The sequence below is a fragment of the Gilvimarinus sp. 1_MG-2023 genome (assembly GCF_030548285.1).
The window spans coordinates 1-285 of the sequence record NZ_JAUOSC010000833.1; the positions used below are offsets into that span (position 1 = coordinate 1).

Here is a 285-nt window from a genome sequence, read left to right on the forward strand (position 1 = left end):
GGCTGCACCTGAGCGAGTGTTTCGGTCAGCATCGCCTGTATGGCGTCCCGGCCTTCCAGGGTTTTGATATTCCAGGTGAAGGCGACCAGATCGCGCCAGAACCCTTGCGGTTCAAACAGGGACGTAGCCGCTGCGGTATTACGGTTCTGTAACGCCTGATTGAAGTGATCGAGCCAGGTTTGTGCCTCAATGGATGCGGGGGACTGTGGTGACGTTGCCGCCGGTGTGGCTGTGGAATTCCGGGTCATGGATAACTCCTGCTTTCTCTTGTTGTTTTTATTTGGG

At 55.8% G+C, this 285-nt stretch carries 1 protein-coding gene; it reads right to left on the reverse strand.

Going from position 1 to position 285, the window contains the following annotated elements:
* On the reverse strand, positions 1–248 hold a 248-nt coding region (locus Q4563_RS19230), incomplete at its 3' end, for a hypothetical protein (RefSeq protein ID WP_303605653.1).
* Between the last annotated feature and the right edge of the window lie 37 nt (positions 249–285).